The 6449-nt window shown below is 58.8% G+C and carries 2 protein-coding genes and 1 pseudogene; 1 reads left to right on the top strand and 2 read right to left on the bottom strand.

What is annotated here, in order from left to right; all coding sequences use genetic code 11:
• Nucleotides 1–4939 (top strand): NEL-type E3 ubiquitin ligase domain-containing protein (locus AC1DRJ_RS17220; protein ID WP_477803212.1); only part of this gene is annotated, 4939 nt, incomplete at its 5' end.
• A gap of 54 nt (nt 4940–4993) precedes the next feature.
• On the opposite strand, the gene AC1DRJ_RS17215 is transcribed toward AC1DRJ_RS17220, so the two are convergent.
• Nucleotides 4994–5740: a hypothetical protein gene (locus AC1DRJ_RS17215; RefSeq protein WP_477803211.1), complete on the bottom strand. Its 747-nt coding sequence runs from the start codon at nt 5738–5740 to the stop codon at nt 4994–4996.
• 521 nt (nt 5741–6261) lie between these two features.
• A pseudogene (locus AC1DRJ_RS17210) lies at nt 6262–6449 on the bottom strand (fimbrial assembly protein); the annotation flags it as partial.

The following is a 6449-nucleotide window of genomic DNA, read 5'->3' as shown; positions in this document are numbered from 1 at the left end:
GAGTAACGCGCGAACAGGCTCAGCGCGTTGGCTAACCCATGCTTCAAACTTCGATCACAGCCAGTTACAAGACGCCAACCTGAAACTCTGGGCCGAGCACAATACGGTCGATCAACTGTTCGGTAAGTTACGGGATGTGTATGAGTTTGCCGAACCTTTATTGCGCACCGCATTGAAGGATCAATACGGCGTCGAGGATGACGTCAGAACAACCTTCCTGCATCTGTATCTACCCAAGCAGCTTCCCTGGTATGCCACCGATCCCTCCCGCGGAGTCGTCACCCGGACCGTCTCGCTGCTGGACGCGGCACTGCACAACTTCGCTGACTCCGAAACCTGTGAAGCCGATTCGGATTTCATCAGCCAGCCCGATGAGCGCGGACTGTTCGACCTCAAGCCGATCAAACGCAAGATGTCCATCGCGCAGTTCCAGACCCTGTGTCGCGACTTGGACATCGGCGCCAAATACACCGATCACCTTGCAAGCGTGTTGTTGTCCGGCGATGCCGTGGCCAAAACCGTCTTGAAGAGAAAAGTTATCAACAGCCAAAAAGCCGCGTTCAAAGTGGCGGCGCAACTGGCGGTTATGACCGGCGATATCGGGCCTTACACCCGTGACGTGGTGTTGGCGATGCTCGATGGCCGGCAAAGCCTTCAGCTCAATGGCAAGACCCAGCGGTTTCATGAACTGTCGATGCTGGACACCGCCCTGACCGGCATCGTCCTGATAGCCCCGGACCTGGATCGGACCTGGCGCGTCGAACAAGTGATCGCCTATGTTCCGCAAGACCCCGAACACCCATTGAAGGTGTACGCGTCGCTCCCGGACTTTCTGAACGAACTGGCCCGCCAACTCCGGGAAAACAAACTGATCGCATCCAGCGGGATGACCTATCGCCAGTTCTTCAGTCAGTTCGTCCCCCATCAACAGCGCGGGCTGTTTTTCGCCGAACTCCAGCAGAACCTGACCGAGGTGCAGTGGCACAAAAAAGAGCCGCTGGACCAGCGGCCACCCTGGCGGGAAGAACCGGTCCCCCATCCCCGATTGCACTTTCGCACCGAGATCATGACGGGGGATCTGTGGACACAGCTGTATCAGCAGAAATTGAACAAGATCCTTAACGATGCCCGGCATATCGCCGTGCCCACCGCCGATGCCGACAGTAATGCCCGCTGGGCCTGGTGGGATAACTTCAAGAAGATCGTCTCGGACATTTTCAACGTCGCGCTGATCGTCTTCACCCCGTTCGTACCGTTTCTGGGCGAATTAATGATGGTCTATACCGCCTATCAAATTACCAATGACGTGATCGAGTCGATCTTAGACATGGCCGAAGGGCTATGGGCCGAAGCCGCCGAACACATCGTGGGGGTGGCGACGAACATCATCCAATTGGTCGCGTTTGCTGCGGGAGCAGAGCTTGGCAAGTTTGCTCGCCTGAGGTTGTCGCCGTTGATCGAAGGCATGAAACCGGTAAGGCTGCCCAACGGCCAATCGAGACTTTGGCACCCCGATCTCAAACCCTACGAACAGCTCGAGTTCAAGTTGCCGGAAGACGCCCGGCCGGATGGCCAAGGCCTGCACTCTCACAAAGGGCAACGCGTTCTCGCACTGGACGACAAACTCTACGCGGTCTGGCACGAGCCGCAGAGCGGGCGCTACCGCATCCAGCATCCTCGCCGCACCGATGCCTATTCGCCCGAACTGAAAACCAATGGTTTCGGGGCCTGGACCCATGAAGCCGAACACCCGCAGGAATGGGAGGGCCCGACGTTGATGCGCCGCCTGGGCCATGACGTGGACGGCTTCAGCGATGCCGAGCTTGCGCAGGCCCGCCTCGCCAGCGGCACCGACGAGGCGGCACTGCGCCGGATGTACCTGGACAACGCGCCACCGCCGTCCTTGCTCGCAGACAGCGTGCAGCGGCTGAAGACCCAGCAGCAAACCGAGCAGGCGATTACGCACATCCGCACCGGGCAGCCCCTCGACCTGTCCTCTTACTGGTTCGAACCGTTGGCCACCTGGCTGGAAGGCTGGCCCGCGGACAAGGCGCTGAAAGTCTACGAAAACGCCGACATGAGGGGTCGTTTTCGCCAGTACGGCAATGGCGAGGCAACGCACGAGAATATCCTCGGTGCCAGTCTTGCCCACATCATGAGCGGCCAGTTGCCGCAAAGCCTCGTCGGGTTCTTGAGCGAAGACGAGCTTGAAGCCCTGCTTGGACCGCACGTCGCCAAGGGTGATCGGGTGCAGGCCCTGCGCGATCGACTGGCCGATGAAGCCGGAAAATTAAGACCGGACATCTTCGTTCAGCTTTACCAGGCTGGGCAAACCTCGGACGACCCGCGTGTTCAACTGCTACGCCGCGCCGTACCGGACCTGCCGACCCGTACGGCACAAACGCTGCTGGGCAATGCCATTAGCAGTGAACGGGAACGCATGACGCACCAACAACGTTTGCCGTTGCGGATCAAAAACCTGGCCCGAGAAGCCGGCTTCGAAGCACGCACCAGCCATGCCTATGAGGGCTTTTTTGAGGATGCGCGGTGGGTGCCGGATACCGAAAGGCTGGTGCTCAATACCCTTCGGGTGCACAGCGACACCTTTACCGATCTACGTATCGAGGTGCGTGACGGCAGCGTTGACGGCTCCCTGCGTTGCAGTGTCGGCGCCGATGACGCTTCGACCGTCCGGTTGTTGATCAAGGATGAATTCCTGAAATACGAAGTGCGTGACGGCGCCAATAACCTGCTTCACCAAGCCGACGATTTTTTCGAGTYGGTATTGCAGACGGTGCCGGCGAACAGACGTCCGGCATTGGGATACCAGTCCGGGCAAGGGGCGTTTTTCAAGCAATGGATCATGGCCAAGACCGAGCTTCCGAGCGTACGCCGCACGCTGCTCGCCGAGCCGCCCAACCTGCCTGTCCTGCCCCCGCAAACCGTCACCCTGCTGCGTGGTCCGTTGTTTTCCAGGCCCGCAGTGACATTGGTTCAAAAGGTACAAAATCTTTACCCCCACCTGAATGAACGTGAGGTCGGCGTTTTCACCCGCTCTTTGAACACCCGGGACGATCCGTTCGAAGCCATGAAAGCGCTTGAGGATGAGCTTGAGCGACTGCGCACAACGCTGGAGGGCTGGGAAGGACTGGCGTATGACGGCGCGGGTGAAGACGCAGACCGTCGCTGGATCGATTTCAGGTACAACGGCGGAAGCTTCATTGCCGAACGACTTTTACAATGTTTTGAAAGAAGATCAGTCGTGTTCGGTGAGCGCAGCGCCACCCTCGAGGGCGGTTACGCGCTGGATCTGTCGGCGGAGTTCAACGTCATCAATCTTGATCTGTGGTGGGACCAATTGCCCGATATCCAGCCCTACCTGGACCAGGTCACTACCCTCAACCTGGACCGCACGACGTTCAACCCCAGGGCCGGCAATCTGCTGGAGGACTTTCCTCAGCTCCAGCAGCTCAGTGCAAGGGACTGTCGTCTGGCCCATCTGCCAGAAGGCATCGACAAGATGCATTTCCTGCGAACCCTGCGCCTGACGGACAACCACATCACATTGACCCCGGGCGCGGTCGAGCAATTGCGACACCTGACGCGACTGGAAACACTCAGGCTCGACGACAACCCGCAACTGGGCGAACTACCGAACGTCGAACGCATGCCCAAACTGACCATCCTCAGCTTGAGCAACACCGGTGCCACACGCTGGCCCGATGGCGTGTTCAAAAAGCGCCGTCCGAGGGGGTTCTTCCTCGACCTGATGGAAAACCCCCTCAGTGAAATACCTGTAGTGATTGCGGGCTCCGAAGACGCACGCATCGTTGCACGCACGCGCCTGTTCGCAGAGCAGCTTTCCGACGCGAATCGCATGGCCTATGAGGATTACCGCAGGTCCGTGGGACTGAACCCCGAGCAGCTCTACTACCTTGCCGCCGACAATGCGATCGATGACTGGCCAATGTCGGACGACTCCAGTTGGTKGACGCAATTCGTCGCCGGCCTGGGGACGTTCAGGAAAGAAGCCTGGCACGACTTGATGGCGGAACCGGACTCCAAAGGCTTCTTTACCTTGATCGAGAAGCTGAAGCAGTCGGCTGACTACCGCGCCGGGGGGAAACTGCGTGAACAACTGAGTGGGCGAGTCTGGCGCATGATCGAAGCCCTGGACCTCGACGCCGAGCTGCGCACCGATCTGTTCGAGATGGCCACCTCGCCCACCACCTGCGCCGATGCCGGTGCGCAACTGTTCAATAACATGGGCATCAAGGTACTCACGAGCGAGGCCTATGCGTTGTCGACATCTGCCGCCGTTCTGGAGAGCAAGCTGGTCACCCTCGCAAAAGGCGCCGCACGCCTGGCGCGGGTGGATGACATTGCCCGTGCCGATTTCGGCAGCCGAGCCGGCAATCCCGACGAGGTCGAGGTGTACCTGGCCTATGAGACCGGCCTGGCACGGCGCCTCGGGCTGCCTTGGCAATCCGAGACGATTCTCTATGAACCGGTGGCCGGGGTGAGCGTCAAGACCCTCAATACGGCGTTCGATACGGTGATTTCAATGGAAGTCGGCGATGGCTTGGTCAATGAAATGATCGAGCAGCCTTTCTGGGAAAAGTACCTGCGTGAGTCTTACCCCGACGCCTACAGCCGCAATTCCCGACGTTACCGGGGCACATCCGAGCTGCTCGATCAGTTGCGCGATGCACAACGCGACTGGGCACGCTCGGCCCGATGGCCGGAGCTTCGACGTGCACCGTTACGGCGGCAGTTGCAGGATCTCGCCGATCAGTTGTCCGTGCCCCACAGCAGTGTGTTTACCGGCGCCGAGATGACCGATGCCGTGTACGAGCGCTTGCTCAACGACATCGGCTACGACGAGAAGGAACTGAGCAGGCAACTGACCCGCGAAGCCCTGAAAAAAGCCGATCAGTAATCCGCTCGCGTTAGTGTCAATCTCGCCTCAGGACCGTGTCTTGTCGGACGGGCACTACCCCACTTCCGAATCCCAGATGACCGTGACATTGCCCGAGTAACTCCGGGCAGTGCCCGGCTCGAGCATTTCCTGCACGTCTTGCGGGGCCACTTCGAAGTGCAGCGTTCCCGGTTTTCGATCCACATAAATACCCGGTTGAAACAGTTCCGAGCCACTGCCGTCTCGCCGGAGCGGCTGACGAGTCACCGGTTTTCCAGTGGCGTCACTCAAGCCGTGGGGAAGACTCACGCTGACACTCAGCGGCACCGCATGACCGCTGACGGGCTCACGCAGGGAGCAATTGTTTGCGTCTTGCATGTATTGGCATTCGAGCTGCATTTTGAAACGCGAACTGGCGGAAATGTGGAAGGTCTGGTCCCGGAACAGGCGTGTCGGTTTACGCCCTTGGGTCAGCCACGATTGCCAGCCACCCTGCGGCACCAGTTCCACGCGATTGCCGCCCGGCGGAACATCGATTTTGAGGGTGTGTTGAACGTCCAGCGTGAAATTCAAGGTCAGCATCGAACTGCTGGGCTGCATGATGTCACCCATGTCGAAATCCATTCCCGGCCCGACGGTATAAGTCCATTGGCCGGTGTACAGACCGGAAGACATGCCCAACGGATCCGGTGTACGAAGCTCATAGCCGATCTGCATTCGGTCGTAGGACAGATTCGAAATGCGGTAATTGGCGTTGGCGGCACATTGATTCGCAGTCGGCGTTATCCAGAAAAAGGTTCTGCTGGCAGGTAAGGTGTACATCCCTCCTGTTCCCTGGCAGGGAGCGGGCGGACGCCATGTCCAGTCACCCCATAATCGTGTATGCCAGCGCTGAACGGAGGTGGGTTCTCCCTCGCCCACGAGGTTTTCAGCAGTATCGGGAAGGAGGTAGCGGCCGCCAATCGAGGCAATACGCACTTCCAGCTCTGAATACTCTTGAGTATCAACATTCCTGACACGAAGGACTTGCCACTGACCTGGCACGCGAAACATGGCGCCTCTGCGCGGATCCGGGTGCCTGGCTTCAATGGGCGCCGTGGACACGAAGTCGATCGGTATCAACAGAGAAAACAGGTCTCTCTCTTTGCAGAAAACCGGTTGCAACTGGCAATGCCCGGTAACAGGCGTTTCGTTGATGAACTGGTTATCCATCGGTCTCGACGGGTCAGGCCGGAAAACGGCCTTGATATCCATGGAGGCACTCATCGCCGGTTCGATGCTCAACCCAATCAGCAAAATGACACAGGCAGAACAACTCAGGGCACTTGGCATTGCTTTAATGTTCATCCGTTATCACTCAMGCCGCCAGGCAGCACCGCATTGAAGATCATGTTCACACTGCCGAAATAACTGCCGGGTTTGTAAACCCCGTCGGCCGGCGGCATCGGCACAATTTCCAGCAGGACACGCTGACCCGGTGCCGCATCGGTCAGTGAAACCACTTCGCGGCTTTCCAGTTCACTCAATACCT

The sequence above is a fragment of the Pseudomonas sp. P5_B2 genome, from assembly GCF_056400445.1.
The sequence above is the reverse complement of the archived record's forward strand: the minus strand, read 5'-3'. Positions and strand labels throughout refer to the sequence as shown.